The 23,036-nt window shown below is 68.9% G+C and carries 18 protein-coding genes and 1 tRNA gene; 3 read left to right on the plus strand and 16 right to left on the minus strand.

Translation table 11 applies throughout. From position 1 onward, the window contains the following. Window positions 1–25 precede the first annotated feature (25 nt). The 11 genes from ACIBW6_RS05590 to ACIBW6_RS05640 all read right to left on the minus strand — a co-directional run bounded on the left by ACIBW6_RS05590 (window position 26) and on the right by ACIBW6_RS05640 (window position 14,152). On the minus strand, window positions 26–3,925 hold the full coding sequence (locus ACIBW6_RS05590) for a DNA-directed RNA polymerase subunit beta' (RefSeq protein ID WP_399056947.1): 3,900 nt from the start codon (window positions 3,923–3,925) through the stop codon (window positions 26–28). A gap of 97 nt (window positions 3,926–4,022) precedes the next feature. Further along, on the minus strand, window positions 4,023–7,508 hold the full coding sequence (gene rpoB / locus ACIBW6_RS05595; RefSeq protein ID WP_399056949.1) for a DNA-directed RNA polymerase subunit beta: 3,486 nt from the start codon (window positions 7,506–7,508) through the stop codon (window positions 4,023–4,025). A 584-nt stretch (window positions 7,509–8,092) separates the two neighbouring features. Beyond that, on the minus strand, window positions 8,093–8,476 hold the full coding sequence (rplL, locus tag ACIBW6_RS05600) for a 50S ribosomal protein L7/L12 (protein WP_324772769.1): 384 nt from the start codon (window positions 8,474–8,476) through the stop codon (window positions 8,093–8,095). A gap of 113 nt (window positions 8,477–8,589) precedes the next feature. After that, window positions 8,590–9,120 carry a 50S ribosomal protein L10 gene (gene rplJ / locus ACIBW6_RS05605; protein WP_399056952.1) on the minus strand — a complete coding sequence of 177 codons (531 nt, stop codon included), beginning with the start codon at window positions 9,118–9,120 and terminating at the stop codon, window positions 8,590–8,592. A 262-nt stretch (window positions 9,121–9,382) separates the two neighbouring features. Further along, on the minus strand, window positions 9,383–10,333 hold the full coding sequence (locus ACIBW6_RS05610; RefSeq protein ID WP_399056954.1) for a hypothetical protein: 951 nt from the start codon (window positions 10,331–10,333) through the stop codon (window positions 9,383–9,385). Window positions 10,334–10,403: 70 nt separating this feature from the next. Then, window positions 10,404–11,102, minus strand: a complete 699-nt coding sequence (locus ACIBW6_RS05615) for a hypothetical protein (RefSeq protein ID WP_399056956.1) — start codon at window positions 11,100–11,102, stop codon at window positions 10,404–10,406. A 126-nt stretch (window positions 11,103–11,228) separates the two neighbouring features. Next, the gene (rplA, locus tag ACIBW6_RS05620) at window positions 11,229–11,960 is read right to left on the minus strand and encodes a 50S ribosomal protein L1 (RefSeq protein ID WP_399056958.1); all 732 of its coding nucleotides are present in this window, start codon (window positions 11,958–11,960) and stop codon (window positions 11,229–11,231) included. A gap of 77 nt (window positions 11,961–12,037) precedes the next feature. Further along, window positions 12,038–12,472, minus strand: coding sequence for a 50S ribosomal protein L11 (gene rplK / locus ACIBW6_RS05625; RefSeq protein WP_324772778.1), 435 nt, complete (start codon window positions 12,470–12,472; stop codon window positions 12,038–12,040). 196 nt (window positions 12,473–12,668) lie between these two features. Beyond that, window positions 12,669–13,607 carry a transcription termination/antitermination protein NusG gene (gene nusG, locus ACIBW6_RS05630; protein ID WP_399056960.1) on the minus strand — a complete coding sequence of 313 codons (939 nt, stop codon included), beginning with the start codon at window positions 13,605–13,607 and terminating at the stop codon, window positions 12,669–12,671. A gap of 77 nt (window positions 13,608–13,684) precedes the next feature. Further along, window positions 13,685–13,972, minus strand: a complete 288-nt coding sequence (secE, locus tag ACIBW6_RS05635) for a preprotein translocase subunit SecE (RefSeq protein ID WP_324772782.1) — start codon at window positions 13,970–13,972, stop codon at window positions 13,685–13,687. A gap of 107 nt (window positions 13,973–14,079) precedes the next feature. Beyond that, window positions 14,080–14,152, minus strand: a tRNA-Trp gene (locus ACIBW6_RS05640). Between the two features lie 202 nt (window positions 14,153–14,354). Here ACIBW6_RS05640 and ACIBW6_RS05645 point away from each other — a divergent pair. Together ACIBW6_RS05645 and ACIBW6_RS05650 are read left to right on the plus strand one after the other, a co-directional pair. Continuing rightward, complete coding sequence (locus ACIBW6_RS05645; protein ID WP_399056963.1) at window positions 14,355–15,602, plus strand: pyridoxal phosphate-dependent aminotransferase; 1,248 nt, start codon at window positions 14,355–14,357, stop codon at window positions 15,600–15,602. Between the two features lie 126 nt (window positions 15,603–15,728). Further along, window positions 15,729–16,751: an adenosine deaminase gene (locus ACIBW6_RS05650; protein ID WP_399056965.1), complete on the plus strand. Its 1,023-nt coding sequence runs from the start codon at window positions 15,729–15,731 to the stop codon at window positions 16,749–16,751. Between the two features lie 3 nt (window positions 16,752–16,754). Here the strand turns inward: ACIBW6_RS05650 and ACIBW6_RS05655 are convergent, their stop codons facing one another. Together ACIBW6_RS05655 and ACIBW6_RS05660 are read right to left on the minus strand one after the other, a co-directional pair. Beyond that, window positions 16,755–17,507: a DsbA family protein gene (locus ACIBW6_RS05655; RefSeq protein ID WP_399056966.1), complete on the minus strand. Its 753-nt coding sequence runs from the start codon at window positions 17,505–17,507 to the stop codon at window positions 16,755–16,757. Window positions 17,508–17,538: 31 nt separating this feature from the next. Next, a complete protein-coding gene (locus tag ACIBW6_RS05660) occupies window positions 17,539–18,144 on the minus strand; it encodes a TetR/AcrR family transcriptional regulator (protein ID WP_399056968.1) in 606 nt (201 codons plus the stop codon). A gap of 109 nt (window positions 18,145–18,253) precedes the next feature. On the opposite strand from ACIBW6_RS05660, the gene ACIBW6_RS05665 reads away from it, so the two are divergent. Further along, on the plus strand, window positions 18,254–18,886 hold the full coding sequence (locus tag ACIBW6_RS05665; protein ID WP_399056970.1) for an NAD(P)-dependent oxidoreductase: 633 nt from the start codon (window positions 18,254–18,256) through the stop codon (window positions 18,884–18,886). Between the two features lie 7 nt (window positions 18,887–18,893). Here the strand turns inward: ACIBW6_RS05665 and ACIBW6_RS05670 are convergent, their stop codons facing one another. From ACIBW6_RS05670 to ACIBW6_RS05680, 3 genes are all read right to left on the minus strand, one after another. Continuing rightward, the gene (locus tag ACIBW6_RS05670) at window positions 18,894–20,312 is read right to left on the minus strand and encodes a tetratricopeptide repeat protein (RefSeq protein ID WP_399056972.1); all 1,419 of its coding nucleotides are present in this window, start codon (window positions 20,310–20,312) and stop codon (window positions 18,894–18,896) included. A 91-nt stretch (window positions 20,313–20,403) separates the two neighbouring features. Further along, window positions 20,404–21,459 (minus strand): UDP-N-acetylmuramate dehydrogenase, encoded by a 1,056-nt coding sequence (locus ACIBW6_RS05675; protein WP_399056974.1) that lies wholly within the window; start codon window positions 21,457–21,459, stop codon window positions 20,404–20,406. A 130-nt stretch (window positions 21,460–21,589) separates the two neighbouring features. Beyond that, entirely contained in the window at window positions 21,590–23,029 is a 1,440-nt protein-coding gene (locus ACIBW6_RS05680; RefSeq protein ID WP_399056976.1) for a DHA2 family efflux MFS transporter permease subunit, read from the minus strand. Window positions 23,030–23,036 lie beyond the last annotated feature (7 nt).

Raw genomic sequence — 23,036 nt, forward strand, 5'->3', positions numbered from 1 at the left:
CCCTGCGGTTCGAACAGCGACTCGCTTACTGGTTGTACGGACCGTAGTCGTAGTCCTCCAGCGGAACGGCCTGGCCGGAGCCCGTGCCGAACGGCGAGTAGTCGATGTCGTCGTAGCCGACGGCCGAGTACATCGCGGCCTTGGCCTCCTCGGTGGGCTCCACCCGGATGTTGCGGTAGCGGGACAGACCCGTACCGGCCGGGATGAGCTTACCGATGATGACGTTCTCCTTGAGGCCGATGAGGCTGTCGGACTTGGCGTTGATCGCCGCGTCCGTCAGGACTCGGGTCGTCTCCTGGAAGGAGGCGGCCGACAGCCAGGATTCCGTCGCCAGCGAGGCCTTGGTGATACCCATCAGCTGCGGACGGCCGGAGGCGGGGTGACCGCCCTCGGTGACCACACGACGGTTCTCGGTCTCGAACTTCGAGCGCTCGACGAGCTCGCCCGGCAGCAGCTCCGCGTCGCCGGACTCGATGATCGTCACGCGGCGCAGCATCTGCCGGATGATGATCTCGATGTGCTTGTCGTGGATCGACACACCCTGCGAGTTGTAGACCTTCTGGACCTCGCCGACCAGGTGGACCTGGACGGCACGCTGACCCAGGATGCGCAGCACGTCGTGCGGGTTGGTGGCACCCACGGTGAGCTTCTGGCCCACCTCGACGTGGTCGCCCTCACCCACCAGCAGACGGGCACGCTTCGAGATCGGGAACGGCGTCTCGTCGCTGCCGTCGTCGGGGGTGACGACGATCTTCTTGGTCTTCTCGGTCTCCTCGATGCGGACACGGCCCGCGGCCTCGGAGATCGGGGCGACACCCTTCGGCGTACGAGCCTCGAAGAGCTCGACGACACGGGGCAGACCCTGGGTGATGTCGTCACCGGCCACACCACCGGTGTGGAAGGTACGCATCGTCAGCTGGGTACCGGGCTCACCGATGGACTGGGCGGCGATGATGCCGACCGCCTCACCGATGTCGACCAGCTTGCCGGTGGCGAGCGAACGGCCGTAGCAGTACGCACAGGTACCGACCGCCGACTCACAGGTCAGGACCGAACGGGTCTTGACCTCCTCGACGCCGTGCAGGACCAGCTGGTCGATGAGCACGTCACCGAGGTCGACGTTGGCCGGCGCGATGACCTTGCCGTCCACGACGATGTCCTCGGCCAGCATGCGGGCGTAGACGCTCGTCTCGACGTCGTCCGTCTTGCGCAGCACGCCGTCGGCGCCACGCTCGGCGATCTTGAGGCGCAGACCGCGGTCGGTGCCGCAGTCCTCCTCGCGGATGATGACGTCCTGCGAGACGTCGACCAGACGACGGGTGAGGTAACCCGAGTCGGCCGTACGCAGCGCGGTGTCCGCCAGACCCTTACGAGCACCGTGGGTCGAGATGAAGTACTCGAGCACCGACAGGCCTTCACGGAAGGAGGCCTTGATGGGGCGCGGGATCGTCTCGTTCTTGGCGTTCGACACCAGACCGCGCATACCGGCGATCTGGCGCATCTGCATCATGTTTCCTCGGGCACCCGAGTCGACCATCATGAAGATGGGGTTGGTCTTCGGGAAGTTCGCGTTCATCGCCTCGGCGACCTCGTTGGTCGCCTTGGTCCAGATCGCGATGAGCTCCTGAGTGCGCTCTTCCTTCGTGATGAGACCGCGCTCGTACTGCTTCTGGACCTTCTCGTCCTGCGCCTCGTACCCGGCGACGATCTCCTTCTTCGCCTCGGGAACGACGACGTCGGAGATGGCCACGGTGACGCCGGAGCGGGTCGCCCAGAAGAAGCCGGACGCCTTCAGGTTGTCGAGCGTCGCCGCCACGATGACCTTGGGGTAGCGCTCGGCCAGGTCGTTGACGATCTCGGAGAGCTGCTTCTTGCCCACCGAGTAGTCGACGAACGGGTAGTCCTCGGGCAGCAGCTCGTTGAAGAGCGCGCGGCCCAGGGTCGTACGCAGCCGGAAGCTGTCGCCCGCCTGGTACTCGGGCTCGCCCTCCTCGGCGGCCGGCGGGGTCCAGCCGCGCGGCGGGATGGTGCCCACCGGGAAGCGGATGTCGACCTGCGACTGCAGCGCCAGCTCGCCGGCGTCGAACGCCATGATCGCCTCGGCGACGGAGCCGAACGCGCGGCCCTCGCCCTTGGTGTCACGGAGCTCACCGTCGGTGGTGAGGAAGAACAGACCGAGGACCATGTCCTGGGTCGGCATCGTCACCGGACGGCCGTCGGCGGGCTTGAGGATGTTGTTCGAGGACAGCATCAGGATGCGGGCCTCGGCCTGCGCCTCCGCGGAGAGCGGCAGGTGCACGGCCATCTGGTCACCGTCGAAGTCCGCGTTGAACGCGGTGCAGACGAGCGGGTGGATCTGGATGGCCTTGCCCTCGACCAGCTGCGGCTCGAAGGCCTGGATGCCGAGGCGGTGCAGCGTCGGCGCACGGTTCAGCAGAACCGGGTGCTCGGCGATGACCTCTTCGAGGACGTCGTAGACGACCGTGCGGCCGCGCTCGACCATCCGCTTGGCGCTCTTGATGTTCTGCGCGTGGTTCAGGTCGACCAGGCGCTTCATCACGAACGGCTTGAAGAGCTCCAGCGCCATGGCCTTCGGCAGACCGCACTGGTGCAGCTTCAGCTGCGGACCGACGACGATCACGGAACGCGCGGAGTAGTCCACACGCTTACCGAGCAGGTTCTGACGGAAACGACCCTGCTTGCCCTTGAGCATGTCGGACAGCGACTTCAGCGGACGGTTGCCGGGGCCCGTGACCGGGCGACCACGACGGCCGTTGTCGAAGAGCGCGTCGACGGCCTCCTGGAGCATGCGCTTCTCGTTGTTCACGATGATCTCGGGCGCACCGAGGTCGAGAAGGCGCTTCAGGCGGTTGTTGCGGTTGATCACGCGGCGGTACAGGTCGTTCAGGTCGGAGGTCGCGAAGCGGCCACCGTCCAGCTGCACCATCGGACGCAGGTCCGGCGGGATGACCGGCACGCAGTCGAGCACCATGCCCTTGGGGCTGTTGCTGGTCTGCAGGAACGCGGAGACGACCTTGAGGCGCTTGAGCGCACGGGTCTTCTTCTGGCCCTTGCCGGTACGGATGATCTCGCGGAGGCGCTCGGCCTCCTCGTCGAGGTCGAAGGACTCCAGGCGCTTCTGCAGCGCCGCGGCACCCATCGAACCGTCGAAGTACGTGCCGAAGCGGTCACGCAGCTCGCGGTAGAGGAGCTCGTCGCCCTCCAGGTCCTGGACCTTGAGGTTCTTGAAGCGCGACCAGACCTCGTCCAGACGGTCGATCTCGCGCTGCGCACGGTCGCGCAGCTGCTTCATCTCGCGCTCGGCACCCTCGCGCACCTTGCGGCGCACGTCGGCCTTGGCGCCCTCGGCCTCCAGCTCGGCCAGGTCGGTCTCGAGCTTCTTGGCGCGGGCCTCCAGGTCGGAGTCGCGGCGGTTCTCCACCTGCTGACGCTCGACCTGGACGTGCGCCTCCAGGGAGGGCAGGTCGCGGGTACGGCGCTCCTCGTCCACGTACGTGATCATGTACGCGGCGAAGTAGATGACCTTCTCGAGGTCCTTCGGGGCGAGGTCGAGCAGGTAGCCCAGACGCGACGGGACGCCCTTGAAGTACCAGATGTGCGTGACGGGAGCGGCGAGCTCGATGTGGCCCATCCGCTCACGGCGCACCTTGGCGCGGGTGACCTCGACGCCACAGCGCTCGCAGATGATGCCCTTGAAGCGGACACGCTTGTACTTGCCGCAGTAGCACTCCCAGTCCCGGGTGGGACCGAAGATCTTCTCGCAGAAGAGCCCGTCCTTTTCCGGCTTGAGCGTGCGGTAGTTGATGGTCTCGGGCTTCTTGACCTCGCCGTGGCTCCACTGACGGATGTCGTCAGCGGTGGCCAGACCGATCCGGAGCTCATCGAAGAAGTTGACGTCGAGCACTATGCGTCAATCCCTCTCAGGGTTGTAAGTCTGTGGTCTGAAACGGGGGTCCCGGGGTCGGCCGGGGGCTCGCTACGAGCCCCCGGCCGGACTCCCGTCAGACCTCTTCGACGCTGCTCGGCTCGCGCCGGGACAGGTCGATGCCGAGCTCCTCCGCTGCGCGGAAGACGTCCTCGTCGGTGTCGCGCATCTCGATGGACATGCCGTCCGAGGACAGCACCTCCACGTTGAGGCACAGGGACTGCATTTCCTTGATGAGGACCTTGAAGGACTCAGGAATGCCGGGCTCGGGGATGTTCTCGCCCTTGACGATGGCCTCGTAGACCTTCACGCGGCCGGTCACGTCGTCGGACTTGATCGTCAGCAGCTCCTGGAGGGCGTACGCGGCGCCGTACGCCTCCAGCGCCCACACCTCCATCTCACCGAAGCGCTGGCCACCGAACTGGGCCTTACCACCCAGCGGCTGCTGGGTGATCATCGAGTACGGACCGGTCGACCGGGCGTGGAGCTTGTCGTCGACCAGGTGGTGGAGCTTGAGGATGTACATGTAGCCGACCGAGATCGGCTCCGGGAACGGCTCGCCGGAGCGGCCGTCGAACAGCGGGGCCTTACCGGTCGGGAGCACCATGCGCTCGCCGTCGCGGTTCGGGATCGTGTGGTTGAGCAGGCCTGCCAGCTCGTCCTCACGCGCACCGTCGAACACCGGGGTGGCGACGTTCGTGCCGGGCTCGACCTTGTCGGCCTCGATGGCCTGGAGGCGCTGCGCCCAGTCGTCCGCGAGGCCGGAGACGTCCCAGCCGCGGCTGGCGAGCCAGCCGAGGTGGATCTCCAGGACCTGTCCCGGGTTCATTCGGGACGGGACACCCAGCGGGTTGAGGATGATGTCGACCGGGGTGCCGTCCTCAAGGAAGGGCATGTCCTCGATCGGGAGGATCTTGGAGATGACACCCTTGTTGCCGTGGCGGCCGGCGAGCTTGTCGCCGTCCGTGATCTTGCGCTTCTGCGCCACGTAGACGCGGACCAGCTGGTTCACGCCCGGCGGCAGCTCGTCGCCCTCTTCACGGTCGAAGACGCGGACGCCGATGACCTTGCCGATCTCACCGTGCGGCACCTTCAGCGAGGTGTCGCGCACCTCGCGCGCCTTCTCACCGAAGATCGCGCGGAGCAGGCGCTCCTCCGGGGTCAGCTCGGTCTCGCCCTTGGGCGTGACCTTGCCGACGAGGATGTCGCCGGCGACGACCTCGGCACCGATCCGGATGATGCCGCGCTCGTCGAGGTCGGCGAGGACCTCCTCGGAGACGTTCGGGATGTCCCGGGTGATCTCCTCCGGGCCGAGCTTGGTGTCACGGGCGTCGACCTCGTGCTCCTCGATGTGGATCGAGGAGAGGACGTCGTCCTGCACGAGGCGCTGCGACAGGATGATCGCGTCCTCGTAGTTGTGACCCTCCCACGGCATGAACGCGACCAGCAGGTTCTTGCCGAGCGCCATCTCGCCGTTCTCGGTGGCGGGACCGTCGGCCAGGACCTGGCCCTCGATCACGCGGGCGCCCTCGTCGACGACGACCTTCTGGTTGACCGAGGTGCCCTGGTTCGAGCGGGAGAACTTGTGCAGGCGGTACGTGGTGTACGTGCCGTCGTCGTTGGTGATGGTGATGTAGTCCGCGGAGACCTCCTGGACCACACCGTCCTTCTCGGCCTTGAGCACGTCGCCGGCGTCGGTGGCGCAGCGGTACTCCATGCCGGTGCCGACGAGCGGCGCCTCGCTCTTGATGAGCGGGACGGCCTGACGCATCATGTTCGCGCCCATGAGGGCACGGTTGGCGTCGTCGTGCTCGAGGAACGGGATCATCGCGGTCGCGACCGACACCATCTGGCGCGGCGAGACGTCCATGTAGTCGACGTCGTCACCGGGGACGTAGTCGACCTCTCCGCCACGACGGCGGACCAGGACGCGGGCCTCCTCGAAGCGGAACTCATCGCTCAGCGGCGCGTTGGCCTGGGCGATGACGAACCGGTCCTCCTCGTCGGCGGTGAGGTAGTCGACCTCGTCGCCCACGACACCGTCGGTGACCTTGCGGTACGGCGTCTCGATGAAGCCGAACGCGTTGATCCGGCCGTACGAGGCGAGCGAACCGATCAGACCGATGTTCGGGCCTTCGGGCGTCTCGATCGGGCACATGCGGCCGTAGTGCGAGGGGTGCACGTCACGGACCTCGAAGCCGGCCCGCTCACGGGAGAGACCACCCGGGCCCAGGGCGTTGAGACGACGCTTGTGCGTCAGGCCCGAGAGCGGGTTGTTCTGGTCCATGAACTGGGACAGCTGCGACGTACCGAAGAACTCCTTGATCGACGCCACGACCGGGCGAATGTTGATCAGGGTCTGCGGGGTGATCGCCTCGACGTCCTGCGTGGTCATGCGCTCGCGCACGACGCGCTCCATACGGGCGAGACCCGTACGGACCTGGTTCTGGATGAGCTCACCGACGTTACGGATACGGCGGTTGCCGAAGTGGTCGATGTCGTCGGTCTCGACGATGATCGAACGACCGGACTCGCCGACCGTCTCCACCTCACCGGCGTGCAGCTTCACCAGGTACTTGATCGTGGCGATGATGTCGTCGGTGGTGAGCACGCCGGCGTCCAGCGGCTCGTCCGCGCCGAGCTTCTTGTTCACCTTGTAGCGGCCGACCTTCGCGAGGTCGTAGCGCTTCGGGTTGAAGTAGAGGTTCTCGAGCAGCGTCTGAGCGGCCTCGCGCGTGGGCGGCTCGCCCGGGCGGAGCTTGCGGTAGATGTCGAGCAGCGCGTCGTCCTGGCCCTGGGTGTGGTCCTTCTCCAGGGTGGCGCGCATGGACTCGTACTCGCCGAACTCCTCGAGGATCTGCTCGGTCGTCCAACCGAGAGCCTTGAGCAGGACGGTGACGGACTGCTTGCGCTTGCGGTCGATGCGGACACCGACCATGTCGCGCTTGTCGATCTCCATCTCCAGCCAGGCACCACGCGAGGGGATGACCTTGGCCGAGAAGATGTCCTTGTCGGACGTCTTGTCGATGGAGGAGTCGAAGTAGACACCCGGCGAGCGGACCAGCTGGGACACCACGACACGCTCGGTGCCGTTGATGACGAAGGTGCCCTTGTTGGTCATGAGCGGGAAGTCGCCCATGAAGACCGTCTGGGACTTGATCTCGCCGGTCTCGTTGTTGGTGAACTCGGCGGTGACGAAGAGCGGGGCGGCGAACGTGAAGTCGCGCTCCTTGCACTCGTCGATCGAGTTCTTCGGAGGCTCGAAGCGGTGGTCGCGGAAGGTCAGAGACATCGACCCGGAGAAGTCCTCGATCGGGGAGATCTCCTCGAAGATCTCCTCCAGACCGGACTTGGTGGGGACGTTCTGTCCGCTTTCGAGAGCCGCCTCGACACGAGCCTTCCACGCGTCATTGCCGAGCAGCCAGTCAAAGCTTTCGGTCTGCAGCGCAAGAAGGTTCGGAACCTCGAGGGGCTCCTTGATCTTTGCAAAGGAGATGCGCAGCGGGGCGGTGCTGGCGCCGTTGTTCGTATTCGCGGTCGAGGCGTTGCGCGAGGCGGCCAAGAGGGGGTCCTTCCGAGGGCTCGGACTCACTACGCGCGTACCGGTCCCAGCCGGGCAGAGTGACGGAGCCGTCCCGGACTCGGCCGAAAGGCCAGGTCAGGGCTGATTCAGTCCACTGTGCTCAAGCGAGGGCATGCCCCTGGTGACGGGCAGGGAGCAGCTAACAGGCAGCGCAAAGGGACAGTGTAGCCAGAAGGCCCACTGATGTCCAGTGCGGGTTTTTTGACACCCTCGTTGTTCTCAACCGTCCACCGTCTGCGGCATGCCTTGTGCGCTGTGCGCACATCCTTACTGCCCTCTTCGTCGCCGATCCATGCCTCGGATCCGGATCGTTGTGACGACGCGTCCTGAGAATTGCGCGCTGCGTGCGGTTCGTCAAGGCCCCCTCTTGGCGAACAGGGGCGGCGCCAGGCACAACGAAGATCACCATATCCCGCGCCACCGACAGTGCCCAGCACCCTCGGCCTGCGAGCCAGACAACGCCGAAGGGCGACCACCCAGTTGGGTGATCGCCCTGCGGTACGTCGGTGTTACAGCTCTCAGCGGAGCAGTTTCACCAAAAAGGAGTCAGCAGACTCGCGAGGTCACTTGACCTCGACGGAGGCGCCGGCGGCCTTGAGGGACTCGGCGGCCTTCTCGGCGGCGTCCTTGGCGACCTTCTCGAGGACCGGCTTCGGGGTGCCGTCGACGAGGTCCTTGGCCTCCTTGAGGCCCAGGGAGGTGAGCTCGCGCACGACCTTGATGACCTGGATCTTCTTCTCGCCGGCGCCGGTGAGGATGACGTCGAACTCGTCCTGCTCGGCCTCGGCCTCGGCCGGGGCACCGGCAGCGGCGGGACCGGCGACGGCGACGGCCGCGGCGGCGGTGACGTCGAACTTCTCCTCGAAGGCCTTCACGAACTCGGAGAGCTCGATGAGGGTCATCTCCTCGAACTGGGCGAGCAGGTCTTCCTGGCTGAGCTTCGCCATGATGGGCGATCCTTCCACTAATTCGGCTGGTGCCGGATGTACAAGTGAGGCGGGCGTACAGTCGGCCCGCTACGACCTCCGCCTACGCGGCAGCGGTCAATGTGCGAGCCGAATTACTCGGCACCGCCCTGCTCGGCCTGCTTGGCACGAAGCGCCTCCGCGGTGCGGACGAACTTCGAGGGCAGCGCCTGGAAGAGCTGAGCAGCCTGGGACTGCTTGCCCTTGAAGGCACCGGCCAGCTTGCTGAGCAGAACCTCGCGGGACTCGAGGTCCGCGAGCTTCTTGATCTCGTCGGCGGACAGCGCCTTGCCGTCAAGGACACCGCCCTTGATGACGAGGTTCGGGTTGTCCTTGGCGAAGTCACGAAGACCCTTCGCCGACTCCACCGGGTCACCGGTGACGAAGGCAACCGCCGTCGGACCCGTGAAGAGGTCGTCCAGCGTGTCGATCCCGGCCTCGTTGGCCGCGATCTTGGTCAGCGTGTTCTTCACCACGGCGTACTCGGAGTTCTCACCGAGCGAACGGCGCAGCTGCTTGAGCTGGGCCACGGTGAGACCCCGGTACTCGGTCAGCACAGCGGCGTTCGAGCTGCGGAACTTGTCCGTGAGCTCGGCTACCGCGGCAGCCTTGTCGGGCGTCGGCATAGAGCGTCAGCCTCCTTCCGGGTGATGAGGACCGCTCAAAAGGAGGCTGGGACGACGAAACGCCCCGGCGCAGGCGCACGGGGCGTGAGCTCGACCGGATCCTTGCGGACTCGGGAGCACTTCCACGGTCACCTGCGCGGGTCGTCCGCAAATTCAGCGGATCCTTCGGCCACCGCGCTCTCTGACGAGCGCACGGCAACGACCAGCGGTCTTTGGCTTCTGTGGAAGGTTACGTGACGGGACGGACGTCAGGCAAATCCGCTCAGACGGCGCTGTCCGAGTCCAGGCCCGCGTCCGAGTCCGAGCCCAGGTCGCCCATCGCGCCGCCGATCTTCTTGAGCATCTCCATGAGGTCGAAGGTCTGGCCAGCGGGCGGTACGTCGACCGCGACCGCAGCGCCGTAGTCCGAGTACCGCATCGACATGTCGACGGCGCCCTGGGAGCTGTCCATGGTGACGTCCATACGCACCGGCAGGTCGTCCTCGTTGACCCACAGCTCGGTGTCGTAGTCCTTGATGCCGGCCTTCTTGACGTTCTTCAGCATCTGGTCGCGCTCGGTCTTGCTGAGGACCTTCAGCGAATCGTTCTTCGCCATCATCTCGTCGACGGTCAGCTTGCCCTTGTAGTGCTGGGTCTGCGCGCCGTCGATCTCGGCCGGGCCGAGGTGCTTGAGGTTCGGGGAGTCGAGGAGGACCGCGATCTGCTCCGCCGGGTCCTGGTTCATGCTGTCCAAGCTGCCGGTCATCTGGCGGGTGAGCTTCTCGTCGCCGGACGCCTTCGCGGCGGCGCCGAGGTCCATCTTCATCCAGCGCTTGCCGTCCATCTCCTTGGCGGCCTTGGCGCCCATGTCCATGTACATGGCGTTGTCCTGCCAGACCATGCGGATGCTCTCCGGCGCGTCCGGGTCGGCGGCGGTGAACGCGGAACCGGACATCGTCATGTCCATCACCGTCGGGTCCCAGCCCATCGTGCCGGACATCTTCATGGTGCCGCCGCCACCGAGCGAGGCCGGCGTCTTCATGGTCATCTCGACCTTGGCGGACTTGGCCTCGGCGGTCTTCTGGTACGCCGCCGTCAGCGCCCGCGTCGCCTGCGCGTGCGACTGCGAAACGCTCTCAGCCTGGCCGTCCTTGTCGTTCCCGCAGGCCACAGCCCCGGTACACAGCAGCGCGGTCACAGCCGCGGCACCGACCGTACGTCGTACAACAGTCATCTCGACCCCACCCCTAGGAACACCTGTACTGATCGCACAATAACCGACGCCTCTGACAACGGGCGGCGCATTACCGGCCGCTCGCCACGTCCTCGATGTCCACGGTGTCCCCCGCGGGCGGGCGCCCGGCGGCGGCGACGGAGGTGCCCCAGTCGCGGTACCGGACGGTGCTGGAGAAGTCACCGGCCCGCTGGGTGCGCCGCACCAGGAGGTGGCGGTCGTCTATCCAGACGTCGATCCGCTGCCCGCCGGAGGTGCCCCCGTAGTGACAGGTGCGCCGGCCGTGCACGGTCTCCTCGCCCACCTTGCGCACGTCGGTCGCGGCGGCGAGCGTGCGCAGGGAGTCGGCCGGGCTCGGGTCGGTGCCCGCGTCGTACGGGTGGCGGATCCAGTGCCGGCCGCCCTGCGCGGTGGCGAACGCGTCGGTCATCCTCGTGTAGTACGCGTCCGGCAGGAAGCGCGTCTGGGACGGATCGCCGCCCAGCTTCCGGGTGGAGGCCGCCAGGGCGCCCCCGGTGACGCGCACCGTGAGCGTGCCCTCGACCCCGCCGGACCAGCGCAGCGTGCCCGCGCTGTGCGAGGCGAGCCGGTCGCCGCTGTCCATCGTCGCGTCGATCCGCGCCGATCCCGCCGCGTCCACCTTCTCGCGGGCCGTGCGCAGTGCGTCGACGGCTCCCTGGTCCCTCGCCTGCTGCCCACCGCAGGCCGCGAGCAGCCCGCATATCGCGGTGGCGCCCAGGACCTTTCGTACGTACGTCAGTGCTGCCATCCGCTCCCCCGGTCGGTCACCGCGACGCTAGCGCAGCACCGCACCCGGACGGAGCGGAAAAGAGGAACGGGCCCCGCACCTCGGAAGGTGCGGGGCCCGTCGCCGACTTGAGGCGAGCCAAGCAGCTCAGACCGCCGCCGGGTCCTCCTCGGTGAGGAGGTTGCGGGTGCGGTTCGGGTCGACCGGAACGCCGGGGCCGATCGTGGTGCTGATCGCGGCCTTCTTGATGTAGCGACCCTTGGCGGCGGACGGCTTCAGACGGAGGATCTCCTCCAGCGCCGCGCCGTAGTTCTCCACCAGCTGGCTGTCGTCGAAGGACGCCTTGCCGATGATGAAGTGCAGGTTCGAGTGCTTGTCGACGCGGAACTCGATCTTGCCGCCCTTGATCTCGTTCACGGCCTTGGCCACGTCCGGGGTCACGGTGCCGGTCTTCGGGTTCGGCATGAGGCCACGGGGACCGAGCACGCGGCCGAGACGGCCGACCTTGCCCATGAGGTCCGGGGTGGCGACGACGGCGTCGAACTCGTTCAGGCGGTTGCCCTGCGCGATCTCCGCGATCAGTTCGTCGGAGCCGACGATGTCGGCGCCCGCGGCTTCCGCGGCCGCTGCACGGTCACCGGTCGCGAAGACCAGGACCCGGGCGGTCTTGCCGGTGCCGTGCGGGAGGTTCACGGTGCCACGGACCATCTGGTCGGCCTTGCGCGGGTCAACGCCCAGGCGGAAGGCGACCTCGACGGTGCCGTCGAACTTCGACGTGGAGGTCTCCTTGGCGAGACGGACGGCCTCGAGCGGGGCGTAGAGCTTGTCCGCGTCGATCTTGGCGTCCGCAGCGCGGAGAGACTTGCTGCGCTTGCTCACTTCTGCTCCTGTGTGTTCTGAGGAGTCGTGGTCCGGGCCGAGCAGGCCCTTCCACGGTCTGTCCTACGGGGGTGGGGTCAGCCCTCGACCGTGATGCCCATGGAACGGGCGGTGCCGGCGATGATCTTGGACGCGGCGTCCAGGTCATTGGCGTTGAGGTCGGGCATCTTCGTGGTGGCGATCTCGCGGACCTGCGCGTCGGTGATCTTCGCGACCTTGGTCTTGTGCGGCTCGCCGGAGCCCTTCTCGACACCAGCGGCCTTGAGGATCATCTTCGCGGCCGGCGGGGTCTTGGTGATGAAGGTGAAGGAGCGGTCCTCGTAGACCGTGATCTCCACCGGGATGACCCAGCCACGCTGCGACTCGGTCGCGGCGTTGTAGGCCTTGCAGAACTCCATGATGTTGACGCCGTGCTGGCCCAGCGCGGGACCGACCGGCGGGGCCGGGTTGGCAGCGCCGGCCTGGATCTGGAGCTTGATGAGCCCCGTGACCTTCTTCTTCTTGGGAGGCATGTGCTCTCTCTCCGGGTCTTAGTGAGAGTGTTCAGCCGCCATCGTGGTGAATGATCGTCCGGATCATCCGGATGGAGGCATACCGCACAAAGATAACGGGTATCCATGCGCAGCTAAAAACCGAGCAGGTCAGAAGGGCTTTGAAGAGCCCGTCTGACCTGTTCGGAAGCGTGTGTCCAGAAGGTGCTGGTCGGTACTAGTTCTTCTGGATCTGGTCGAAGCTCAGCTCGACCGGGGTCTCGCGGCCGAAGATCTCGACGAGGCCCTTGACCTTCTTCGAGTCGGCGTTGATCTCGTTGATCGTCGCCTGCAGCGTCGCGAACGGGCCGTCGGTGACGGTGACCGAGTCGCCGACCTCGAAGTCCAGGACCTGGACCTCGACCTTGCGGGACGGAGCCGGCTTGCCCTCGGCCTCGGCGGCCTCGCGGGCGGCCTTCTCCTCGGCCTCCGGGGCGAGCATCTTGACGATCTCGTCCAGGGTCAGCGGGTACGGGTCGTAGGCGTTGCCCACGAAGCCGGTGACGCCGGGGGTGTTGCGGACGACGCCCCAGGACTCGTTCGTCAGATCCATGCGGACGAGAACGTAACCGGGCAGCTTGTTCTGCCGGACGTTCTTGCGCTCGCCGTTCTTGATCTGGACGATCTCCTCTTCGGGGACCTCGGCCTGGTAGATGAACTCCTCGACGTTCAGCGAGACGGCACGCTGCTCGAGGTTGGCCTTCACGCGCTTCTCGTAGCCCGCGTAGGTGTGGATCACGTACCACTCGCCGGGCAGGCCGCGCAGCTCGTCGCGGAGGGCGGCGACCGGGTCGACGGGCTCCTCGACGACGTCCTCGGCCTCGGCCGCGTCGGCCTCGTCGTCCTCGGAGTCATCGGCGCTCTCCGAGACGTCGGAGGCGTCGGTGTCCGCGGTGTCGTCGGCGCTCTCGGCGGCGACGGCCTCGTCAGCGGCGTCGGTCTCGGTGTCGCCGTCGGTGTCGGCCTCGACGGCCGCTTCCTCGGCGGGCTCGCCGGCGGCGCTGTCGGCAGCCTCGGCCTGGTCCGGCTCCTCGGCGTCTGCCGCCTCGACGATGTCGAGCTCGTCCTCAACGGGCTCGACGGGCTCGGTCGCCTCGTTCAGGTTCGGGTCAGACACTGTGGCTGCTTCTTCCTGGATACATAGGGGTGGAACATGCGAAAGGGGCGCCGGTCCCGGCGCCCTCCGCTGTCGGCTCAGCCGAAGACGTACTTGACGAGATGGTTGAACCCATAGTCAATCACGGTCACCAGGCCGATCATGATGACGACGAACACGATCACCACGGTGGTGTACGTGGTGAGCTGGTTGCGAGTCGGCCAGACGACCTTGCGGAGCTCCGCGACGATCTGGCGGTAGAAGAGAGCGAGGCGGCCGAAGGGACCCTTCTTGCCGCGCTTGCCGCCCTTGCGGGCCTTCTTCTTGGACTCCGGCGCCTCATCCTGGGCATCAGGCATGTCGATGGAGCCCACGGCGTCCGTCACTCGTCCTCACCTGATTCCGGGTCGTGGCCGTGCCGCGCCCGGTTGAGCCGCACGGCGGTGCAATGCAGTACGTACAATCCGCACACATCCTGGCGAAGGAGTGTGAGCAGGGCCGGAGGGACTTGAACCCCCAACCGCTGGTTTTGGAGACCAGTGCTCTACCAATTGAGCTACGACCCTTTGTTTCCCCCAACGTACCGCATCCGCCCAGATGCACGGAGTGCGCTTGGAAGGTGCGGCCGGTGAAGGCCAACGAGCAGTGAGTGTACGTGCTCCGCGGCCCTCCGTCGAACAGATCCGGATCTCCCGTGGATCAAGAGCGGATCGGCTGGTCTGCCAAACCCGTGTGCCAGGCGGGTTTCCGGTCTGGAACGATGGGGTGATGAGCGCTGCAACTCCTTCTCCGTCTGCTGGTTCCTCTCCTACAGAGCGCCGGGTCTCGGCCCGCGTCGGTTCCATCTCCGAGTCCGCGACCCTCGCCGTCGACGCCAAGGCCAAGGCCCTCAAGGCCGCCGGGCGTCCGGTGATCGGGTTCGGGGCCGGTGAGCCCGACTTCCCGACGCCCGACTATGTGGTCGAGGCGGCCATCGAGGCGTGCAAGAACCCGAAGTTCCACCGCTACACGCCGGCCGGCGGCCTGCCCGAGCTGAAGGCCGCGATCGCCGCGAAGACGCTGCGCGACTCCGGCTACGAGGTCGACGCCTCGCAGATCCTGGTGACCAACGGCGGCAAGCAGGCCATCTACGAGGCGTTCGCCGCGATCCTCGACCCGGGCGACGAGGTCATCGTCCCGGCGCCGTACTGGACCACCTACCCGGAGTCGATCCGGCTCGCGGGCGGTGTGCCGGTGGAGGTCGTGGCCGACGAGACGACCGGGTACCGCGTCTCCGTCGAGCAGCTGGAGGCCGCCCGCACGGAGCGCACGAAGGTCGTGCTCTTCGTCTCGCCGTCGAACCCGACGGGCGCCGTCTACAGCGAGGCCGACGCCGAGGCGATCGGCCGCTGGGCCGTCGAGCACGGTCTGTGGGTCATGACGGACGAGATCTACGAGCACCTCGTCTACGGGGACGCCACGTTCACCTCGCTGCCGGCGATCCTCCCCGAGCTGCGCGACAAGTGCATCGTCGTGAACGGTGTCGCGAAGACGTACGCGATGACCGGCTGGCGCGTGGGCTGGATCATCGGCCCGAAGGACGTCGTGAAGGCGGCGACGAACCTCCAGTCGCACGCCACGTCGAACGTCTCCAACGTGGCGCAGGCGGCCGCGCTCGCCGCCGTCTCCGGCGACCTGACCGCCGTGGAGAAGATGCGCGAGGCCTTCGACCGGCGCCGCAAGACGATCGTGCGGATGCTCAACGAGATCGACGGCGTCGTCTGCCCGGAGCCGGAGGGCGCCTTCTACGCGTACCCGTCCGTGAAGGGGCTCCTCGGTAAGGAGATCCGCGGCAAGCGCCCGCAGGACTCGGTCGAGCTGGCGGCGCTCATCCTGGAGGAGGCCGAGGTCGCCGTGGTTCCGGGTGAGGCCTTCGGCACCCCCGGCTACCTGCGCCTTTCGTACGCGCTGGGCGACGAGGACCTCGTCGAGGGCGTCTCGCGCATCCAGAAGCTGCTGGCCGAGGCGCAGGCCTGACCCGCTGCCGCACGCCGTGAGAACGGGCTGCTTCCGTAAGGAAGCGGCCCGTTTCTTCGTTCGGGCGGGGCCCCGAACGGGGACAGCCGCTACCGGTACGACATGTGTGTACGGCAGGATCTTGGGATGGAGCGTGTCGGACGTGATGTACATCAGCTGCCCAAGGCCCACCTGCATCTGCACTTCACCGGGTCGATGCGGCCCACCACCCTGCTCGAACTCGCCGACAAGTACGGCGTGCGGCTGCCCGACGCCCTGACCGGCGCGGAACCGCCGAAGCTGCGGGCCACCGACGAGCGCGGCTGGTTCCGCTTCCAGCGGCTCTACGACGCGGCGCGCTCCTGCCTGCGGGCCCCCGAGGACATCCAGCGCCTGGTGCGCGAGGCCGCGGAGGAGGACATCGCGGACGGGTCGGGGTGGCTGGAGATCCAGGTGGACCCGACGTCGTACGCGCCCCGGCTCGGCGGGCTGATCGCCGCGATGGAGGTCATCCTCGACGCCGTCGACCGGGCCTCGCGGGACACCGGCCTCGGGATGCGCGTCCTGGTCGCCGCCAACCGCATGAAGCACCCGCTGGACGCCCGTACGCTGGCGCGCCTGGCCGTGCGGTACGCGGACCGGGGCATCGTCGGGTTCGGGCTCTCCAACGACGAACGGCGCGGCATGGCGCGGGACTTCGACCGGGCCTTCCACATCGCGCGCGAGGGGGGCCTGCTGTCCGCGCCGCACGGCGGTGAGCTGACCGGGCCGGCGTCCGTGCGGGACTGCCTCGACGACCTGGACGCCACCCGGATCGGGCACGGGGTGCGGGCAGCGGAGGACCCGCGGCTGCTGAAGCGGCTCGCGGACCGCGGGGTGACCTGTGAGGTGTGCCCGGCGTCGAACGTGGCGCTCGGCGTCTACGAGAAGCCCGGGGACGTGCCGCTGCGCACCCTCTTCGAGGCCGGCGTGCCGATGGCGCTGGGCGCCGACGACCCGCTCCTGTTCGGCTCGCGGCTGGCCGCGCAGTACGACATCGCGCGCCGCCACCACGGCTTCTCCGACGCCGAGCTGGCCGAACTGGCGCGGCAGTCCGTGCGCGGCTCGGCGGCGCCCGAGGACGTCAAGGAGAAGCTGCTGGGCGGGGTGGACGCGTGGCTGACCGCCTGAGCGTCACGGCTCCCGCGGCGACGGGGTGACTCCGGAGGCCAGCAGCCGGACCGCCACCGGCAGCAGCTCCTTCTCGAACATGGCACCGCGCAGGTGGTCGGGGACGACGTCGCCGTTGACCGCGAAGGTGGGCGTCCCGCGCACTCCGTCCCGCTCGTAGGCCGCCTGCGACGCGGTCACGAAGGTGCGGTACTTCATGGTCCGCACCGCCGTGTCGAACTCCGCGCCGCGCAGTCCCCGCACGCGGGACGCCATACGCAGCAAGAAGGCGTCGGTGTAGCCGTCGACGGACTCCTCGGGCTGGTGGGCGAAGAGGACGTCGTGGAACTCGATGAACCTGCCCTGGGCCAGGGCCGCCCGCAGGGCGTTGGCGGCGCGCTGCGAGCCGCCGCCGCCCAGCCGGTCGTCGAGGAAGGACGCCAGGGTGTACTCGGCCCTGACCTCGCCCTTCAGCGTGAGCGTGCGCAGCGCCGCGCCGCCGCCCCCGACCTCGTACTCCTCGCATACAGGGCAGCGCATGTCCTCGTAGAGACGCACCCGGGTACCGGCCGCCGGCGAGCCGACGACGACGGTGGTGGCGTCGGGGGCGAGTCGCTCGGGCAGTTGGCCGACGGCGGTGTAGGCGGTCTCGTCGGCGGCCGCGTGGTCGCTGTCGTCGTCGCTCTGGGCGGCCCGGCCGCATCCGGTCGTCGCGAACAGGGCCACCAGGACCGCGCTCGCCGCGGACATGGCCGTACGGCGTACCGCTGCACGCATCGAAAGATCCCTCCCCTGGAACGAAGAGACCCTATGCGATTCCTGTGAGCAGGGTGCGCGCGATGTGGGTCGCGAAGTCGTCCACCGACTGGGGCGGCCGGCCGTCCGGGGACATCTCGTAGGCGAAGGCGCGCTGGGCGCAGGCCCCGAGGAGGAGGGAAGCGGCCGCATACGTGTCGGCGTCGGCGCTGATGCGGCCCGCCCGCTGTTCGGCGCGCAAGTAGGCGTCGAGTCCCTGGATCGGCCGGTGCGGTCCGGTGCCCAGTTCGCGCATGACGTCTTCATGACGCCTTTTCAGCTGCGGCTCCGCATACAGGGAGGCAGCCATCGGAAACGTCTGCTCATAGAAGAGGGCTGCTTCGCGCGCGATGTCGGTGAGGTTCTCCTCGACCGTGCGCCCGGGGTTCTCCGCGCTCTCGGTGAGCAGCCGGCCGAAGAGCGAGCCCAGCTTCGGCAGCCGCTCGCGCAGCACGGTCACGAAGAGCTCTTCCTTGTTGGCGAAGTACTTGTAGAGCGCTGCTTCCGAGCATCCGGCGGCCAGGGCGATCTGCTTGGTGGTGGTGCGCACGAGGCCGATGTCCCGCATGAGGTCGTGGGCCGCCTCGATGATGCGGGCCCGGGCCGGTTGCTGGTCCATGGCGGGCCTCCGGAGAGCTTGACGCGTGGGTGAGTACTCACTCACCCTAAGGGCGGGACAGGGTGAGTGAACACTCACCCACCGACGGACGCACATCTGGGGGTTGACCATGAAGCTCACGGTTTTCGGTGCCACGGGCGGCATCGGACAGGAGATCGTCCGGCAGGCCCTGGCGGCCGGGCACCAGGTGACGGCGGTGGTGCGGGACCCGGCGCGGTTCACGGTGACGGGCGCGGGCCTTGAGGTGTTCCGCGGGGATCTCATGGATCCCGGGTCGCTGCGGCCCGCGGTCGCGGGCCGCGACGCCGTGCTGTCGGGTCTCGGGGCCCGCAAGCGCGCGGACGCGGGGATCGCGACGCGGCTGACCCGGTCGGTCCTGGAGGCGATGGAGACGGAGGGCGTGCGCCGGCTGGTGGTGGTCAGCGCGGCCCCGGTCGGCCCGCAGCCCGCGGACCAGCCGCTGCGGGACCGCGCGGTGATGAAGGTGGTCGACGCGCTCCTCAAGGGCATCTACGTCGATCTGACGGCCATGGAGGCGGCGTTGGCCGCCAGCGCGACCGACTGGACCTCCGTGCGGCCGCCGCGGCTCCAGGACAAGCCCCTGACGGGTTCGTACCGCACCGTCGTGGGCGGTTTTCCGCGCTCGGGCCGCTTCATCTCCCGCGCGGACGTGGCCCACGCGATGCTGGCGGCGGTGGAGGACCCGGCGACGGTCAAGCAAGGCGTAGGGGTGGCGTACTGAGCGCCTCCTAGGCCGCGCCTCTCTCCGCGGGCATCAGGGTGGCGCGGCGCAGCTCTCTGGTCAGCCGGGCCAGCACCGCACGGTCGCCGGAGCCAGTGAGACCGCCCATCACCATGCCGACGCTCCCCTTGTCGATCCAGGTGCAGATACCCATGCCGCCCACGGCCGCGCCGTATGTCGTGCACACCATCCGCCCACCGAGCGGCCCCGGATCGGCGCTCCAGGAGTCCTGTACGCCGATCCCGAGAGGGGCCCCGCCCTCCCCCACGACCGCCAGCAGATCGTCGGGGTCCTCGGCGTGCAGATCACCCGTCGCCCCTACGAGGAGGATCCCGGCACCGGAATCCTCGTCCTTGTAGAAGCCCGAGAACGTCCGCGCGCCGGACGGCATCGGCATGTCCGCGAAGTAGGAGTCCATGTACGCGTTCATGGGATCGTTCTCGCTCAGCGGGACGCCATGGAAGGACCGCGGCACCACCGCCACGTAGTGGGGGTACTCCGTCGCCCGCATGTACTGCCACCCCACGGACCCGCACACCGCCGCGGCCGTGATCGTGAGCACCAGCCCCAGCGCGGCCCGCTCGCGACGCGTGGGGAGCGGAATGTCGGGTGCGCCGGGCGCCGGTGCGGCGTACCCGGCGGGGAGCCGCCGCTCGGCCGTGCGGCGCGCCCGTCCCAGCAGGGCCCGCTCCATCCCGACGGGGACGGTCACGACCAGCCCGAACAGGCAGTACGGCCAGGGCAGGCCGAGCGCGGGCACGGCGAGCAGCCAGGCGGACAGCGCCCCGCACAGGACGAACGCCGTCCGGTACGGGGACCTCAGCACCGCCGCGACCAAGGTGCGGGACCTGGTGGGAGAGGCGAGCGCGGCCAGGGTCTCGGCACGGACCGCGAGACGCCGGTCGCAGGGCCAGGCACGAGCGGCCTCCCGGGCCTGCCCGGCCACGACATCGAGGGCTACGCCGCTGTTCAGCGCCGCCCTGGCGTCGTAGCGCTGGGCGTGTTCGAGTGACGGCTGCCGGGGCCCGCCGCCGCTCCCGGCCACCTCCCCGACACGCAGCGCCTGCGGCGAACCCGGCGCCAGCTCCCGCAGCCGGTCCGCCGCCTGCCGGCCGCGCGCCTCTCGCCCCGGCTGCTCCATGACGTCACTGGCGAGGCCCAGCTCGGCGTACCCGGCGAGCAGGTCCAGATCGTCCGGGAAGTGCGCGAGCCCGGCCCGGTAGGCGCGCTCCGCCGCGGTGTCGTGGTCGTCCTCGTCCTCCGCCCGGTGGGCCCGGCCCAGGACCGCATAGAGGGCCGCGTGCGGCCCGTGCTCGTCCAGGGCTCGCTGCGCCTCGGCGCGCGCCCGCGCCGGTTCTCCCGCGAGCAGCAGCGCCTGGGCGCGTTCGTGGGCGAGCAGCACGGACTGCCCGTCGTTCTCCTGCATGTGTGGTCCCCACCCCTGATGTGCGTGTCGATCGTCTCGACGCCGCCACTATCCGGGGCGAGGATCGCCCGGGTCAATGAGAACGCGCAGCTCAGAGCCGCACGCCGACGGTGACCGGCTCGTTGACCAGCGTCACGCCGAAGGCCTCGCGGACGCCCGCCACGACCTCGCGGGCGAGAGCGAGCAGGTCCTCGGTGGTGGCCGCGCCGCGGTTGGTCAGGGCGAGCGTGTGCTTGGTGGAGATGCGGGCCGGACCGGTGCCGTACCCCTTCGTGAAGCCGGCCTTGTCGATGAGCCAGGCCGCCGAGGTCTTGGTGAGCCCCTCCCCGGCCGGGAACGCGGGCGCCTTGGCGTCGGGGCCGAGCCGCTCGGCCACGCGCGCGCGGAAGGCGGCGAACTCCGCCTCCGTAAGAATCGGGTTGGTGAAGAACGAGCCGGCCGACCAGGTGTCGTGGTCCTCCGGGTCGAGCACCATGCCCTTGCCCGCGCGCAGCTTCAGGACGGTCTCGCGCGCGGTGGCGGCGGGGACCCGGTCCCCGGCCTCGACCCCGAGGGTGCGCGCGGTCTCCGGGTACTTGATGGGCGCGCTCAGTCCGCCCGCGTCCTCCAGCTCGAAGTGCACGCGCAGCACTACGTAGCGGTCGGGTTCGGCCTTGAAGCGGCTGTGGCGGTAGGAGAAGGCGCAGTCGGCGTTGGCCAGCGTGACCGTCTCGCCCGCCGTGCGGTCGTAGGCGACGACCTCGGTGATCGTGGCGGAGACCTCCTGGCCGTACGCCCCCACGTTCTGGATCGGCGTGGCGCCGGCCGAGCCCGGGATCCCGGCGAGGCACTCGATGCCCGCGAGCCCCGCCTCGACGGTGCGCGCCACGGCGTCGGTCCACACCTCGCCCGCGGCCAGTTCGAGTTTCGTGCCGTCGAGCGAGAAGCCCTTGGTGGCGATGCGCAGGGCGGTACCGGCGAACCCCTGGTCGCCGATGACCAGGTTGCTGCCGCCGCCGATGATCAGCAGCGGGGTGCCGGCCGTGTCGGCCTCGCGCACCGCGGCGACCACGTCGGCGTCGGTCGTCGCGGTGAGCAGCCGGGCGGCGGGGCCGCCGAGCCGGAAGGTGGTCAGGGGGGCGAGGGGGGCGTCGTGGAGTTCCTGCACGCGCCCCAGGGTACGAGAACGGCCCCGCCGCGCGGGCGGGGCCGTCCCCGGGCCAGGAGGCCCCGGTACCGGTCCTGGTGTCATGGGAAGCGCGGCAGGCCGTCCTTCCGGTGCGTACGGATGCCGGGTGTCAGGCGTTCTCCAGGACGGGGGCCGGTGCGCTGTCCCCCGCCACCTTCGTAGGGGTGCGGCGCGGGATGAAGAGCGTGGCGACGCCGGCCACGGCGACAGCCGCGGCACCGACCCACAGGGCGGGCTGTATGCCGTCCACGAAGTGCTGCGCGGAGTCGTAGGCGCCGTGCGCCGCGAAGATCGACGACATCACCGCGATGCCGAGCGCGCCGCCGACCTCGCGCAGGGCGTTGTTGGAGCCGGAGGCGATGCCCTGCTCGTGCGGCCGGACGCTGGACATGACCAGGTTGGAGGCGGGGGCGAAGTACAGGGACATCCCGATGCCGCTGATGACCAGCGCCGGCAGCTGGGCGGTGTACGAGACGTCGGGTGCGATCGTCAGGGCGTAGTAGGCGAGCCCGACGGCCTGGAGGAACAGGCCGGTCGCGACGACCGGGCGGCCGCCGATCCGGTCGGAGAGGTATCCGGCGACCGGGGCGACCAGCATCGGCATCCCGGTCCACGGCAGCATCCGCAGGCCCGCCTCGGTCGGCGAGTAGCCGAGCACCCCCTGCATGAACTGGCTGAGCAGGAAGATCGACCCGAACATGCCGAGGAACATCAGCAGGCTCGCGGCGTTGATCCCGGCGAACGCGCGGGAGCGGAAGAGGCGCATGGGGAGCATGGGGTTCTTGCCCTGGATGCCGTGGCGGACGAACCCGGCCAGCAGCGCGGCTCCGGCGAAGAGGCCGAGCAGGACGACGGGGCTGGTCCACCCGTCCAGGGGCGCCCGCACGAGGGCGTAGACGATGCCGAAGAGGCCCCCGCTGGCGAGGACGGTGCCCATGATGTCCAGAGGCGCGCCGGAGCCGTGGGACTCGGTCAGGCGCAGCCGGGCGAGGGGCAGCAGGACCAGGCCCAGCGGGACGTTCAGCCAGAAGATCCAGTGCCAGGAGACGTGTTCGGTGAGGCTGCCGCCGATGAGCGGCCCCGAGGCGACGGCCAGGCCGTTGACGGCGCCCCAGATGCCGTACGCCATCCCGCGCTTGGCCGCCGGGACGGCCGCGGTCAGCAGGGTCAGCGTCAGCGGCATCATGATCGCGGCGCCGACGCCCTGAACGGCGCGGGCCGCGATGAGCGACTCGATCCCGGTGGCCATGGCCGCGGCGGCGGAGGCGCCGGTGAACACGGTGAGGCCGACCAGGAAGAGGCGCCTGCGGCCGAACCGGTCACCGAGCGCGGCGCCGAACATCAGGAGGACGGCGAAGGTCAGCGTGTAGGCGCTGACCGTCCATTCCAGGTCGTCGAGGGCGCCGCCGAGGTCCGTGCGGATGGAGGGCAGCGCGGTGGTGACGACGAGGTTGTCGAGTGCCGCCATGAAACCGGCGACGCTGGTGATGACGAGGGCCCAGACGGCTCCCCCGCGCGGTGCGGGCCGAGGCGGCAGTGCTGATGACATTGGTTCC

The sequence above is a fragment of the Streptomyces sp. NPDC049813 genome (genome assembly GCF_044465085.1).
Taxonomy (GTDB): domain Bacteria; phylum Actinomycetota; class Actinomycetes; order Streptomycetales; family Streptomycetaceae; genus Streptomyces.

Excerpts from the sequence above, each read along its gene's own strand:
- rplL (WP_324772769.1), bottom strand. The coding sequence starts at position 8,476 with ATGGCGAAGCTCAGCCAGGAAGACCTGCTCGCCCAGTTCGAGGAGATG.
- rplJ (WP_399056952.1), bottom strand. The coding sequence starts at position 9,120 with ATGCCGACGCCCGACAAGGCTGCCGCGGTAGCCGAGCTCACGGACAAG.
- ACIBW6_RS05610 (WP_399056954.1), bottom strand. The coding sequence starts at position 10,333 with ATGACTGTTGTACGACGTACGGTCGGTGCCGCGGCTGTGACCGCGCTG.
- ACIBW6_RS05615 (WP_399056956.1), bottom strand. The coding sequence starts at position 11,102 with ATGGCAGCACTGACGTACGTACGAAAGGTCCTGGGCGCCACCGCGATA.
- rplK (WP_324772778.1), bottom strand. The coding sequence starts at position 12,472 with ATGCCTCCCAAGAAGAAGAAGGTCACGGGGCTCATCAAGCTCCAGATC.
- ACIBW6_RS05645 (WP_399056963.1), top strand. The coding sequence starts at position 14,355 with ATGAGCGCTGCAACTCCTTCTCCGTCTGCTGGTTCCTCTCCTACAGAG.
- ACIBW6_RS05650 (WP_399056965.1), top strand. The coding sequence starts at position 15,729 with ATGGAGCGTGTCGGACGTGATGTACATCAGCTGCCCAAGGCCCACCTG.
- ACIBW6_RS05655 (WP_399056966.1), bottom strand. The coding sequence starts at position 17,507 with ATGCGTGCAGCGGTACGCCGTACGGCCATGTCCGCGGCGAGCGCGGTC.
- ACIBW6_RS05660 (WP_399056968.1), bottom strand. The coding sequence starts at position 18,144 with ATGGACCAGCAACCGGCCCGGGCCCGCATCATCGAGGCGGCCCACGAC.
- ACIBW6_RS05665 (WP_399056970.1), top strand. The coding sequence starts at position 18,254 with ATGAAGCTCACGGTTTTCGGTGCCACGGGCGGCATCGGACAGGAGATC.
- ACIBW6_RS05670 (WP_399056972.1), bottom strand. The coding sequence starts at position 20,312 with ATGCAGGAGAACGACGGGCAGTCCGTGCTGCTCGCCCACGAACGCGCC.
- ACIBW6_RS05680 (WP_399056976.1), bottom strand. The coding sequence starts at position 23,029 with ATGTCATCAGCACTGCCGCCTCGGCCCGCACCGCGCGGGGGAGCCGTC.